The sequence below is a fragment of the Brasilonema sp. UFV-L1 genome, assembly GCF_012912105.1.
In the GTDB taxonomy this organism is placed as follows: domain Bacteria; phylum Cyanobacteriota; class Cyanobacteriia; order Cyanobacteriales; family Nostocaceae; genus Brasilonema.
Map to the genome: position 1 here is coordinate 1 of NZ_QMEA01000286.1, position 1,652 is coordinate 1,652.

At 42.3% G+C, this 1,652-nt stretch carries 1 protein-coding gene; it reads left to right on the forward strand.

Features of this window, described 5'->3' with window-relative positions; translation table 11 throughout:
- On the forward strand, positions 1-1,652 hold a 1,652-nt coding region (locus DP117_RS34150; RefSeq protein ID WP_169222576.1), incomplete at both ends, for an NACHT domain-containing protein.

Consider the following 1,652-nt stretch of genomic DNA (forward strand, 5'->3'; position numbering starts at 1 on the left):
GGGATACCCCCCTTTATCCCCCCTTGGTAAGGGATACCCCCCTTTATCCCCCCTTAGTAAGGGGGGAAGTGGGGGGTTAAAAATTGTTATATTAGGTGATCCAGGTTCAGGGAAGTCTACATTATTACAATACCTGGCGTTAGATTGGGTAGAAAAAACTCTTGATAGACTTGATAAGATAAAAAATCTTCCGCCGATTCCCTTGCTGATTGAGTTACGCACTTATATGCGGCGACGGGAGGACAAAGAATGTAGTAATTTTCTGGAATTCTTTCATAAATGTAGTGGTGCGATCGCCCACCTCAACCAACATAAATTGCAAGAACAACTCAAGGCTGGTAACGCCTTAGTCATGTTTGATGGTTTGGATGAAGTTTTTGACCCCGGTAGGCGAGAAGATGTGATCACAGATATTCACCGCTTTACAAATGAATATCCCAATGTGCAGGTGATTGTGACTTCTCGTGTGATTGGATATAAAGCGCAACGGCTGCGAGATGCTGAGTTTAAGCATTTCATGCTGCAAGATTTGGAACCAGAACAAATTCGGGATTTTATCAATCGTTGGCATTCTGACACTTTTACTGACAAGATTGATGGAGAGAGAAAAAAAGAGCGACTACAAAGAGCCATTGACACATCAAACTCGATAGCAGAACTTGCAGGAAATCCCTTATTGTTGACGATGATGGCAATTTTGAATCGTAACCAAGAATTGCCAAGAGATAGAGCCGAACTTTATAATCAAGCATCGCGGGTACTGCTGCATCAATGGGATGTGGAACGTGCTTTGGTGGAAGATAAAAGGTTAGATCCAAAAACAATAGATTATAAAGATAAGCAAGCAATGTTGCGTCAAGTTGCTTACCATATGCAAACCAGTGAGAAAGGTTTGGCGGGCAATTTGATAAGTGCGAATGATTTAGAAAGGATTCTGACTGAGTATTTAAAAACCATCGAAGTTGACAAAGCAAGAGAAGCTGCGAGGGTGATGATAAATCAACTGCGGACTCGCAACTTTATGTTATGTTTCCTGGGTGCTGATTATTATGCTTTTGTTCATCGGACGTTTTTAGAATATTTCTGTGCTTGGGAGTTTGTCTGGCAGTTTAAAGAAACGCGATCGCTTGAACTTGAAGAACTCAAGACGCAAGTTTTTGGCAAACACTGGCATGATGAAACTTGGCATGAAGTCTTGCGGCTGATTGCAGGAATGATTGAACCAAAATTTGTTGGCGAGATTCTGGAATACTTAATGGGGCAAAATGGTGAGGCGGAGAAATTTAGCAACTTGTTTTTGGCGGCTAAGTGTCTTTCTGAGGTGAGGAATAGGACAGTAATTGCAAAAACTGCTCGCGAATTGCTGAACTGCTTTAAAGACTTAACCAAATACGACTTAAATTACTATTATGACCCCAGGCAAGATGAGGAAGAAAGAAAACTCGTTCAGGAAATTCGCACCCAAGCAGTTGCAGCAGTTGCAACGACTTGGAAAGATGACGCTGATACAAAAGCCATCGTCAAAACTCGCGCTACTGATGATCATAGTTCGGATGTGCGACGTGCAGCACTCCAAGCTTTAGCCAGCAACTACAAAGATGACGCTGATACTTTAGCCTTCCTCAAAACTCGCGCTACTGATGATCATGGTT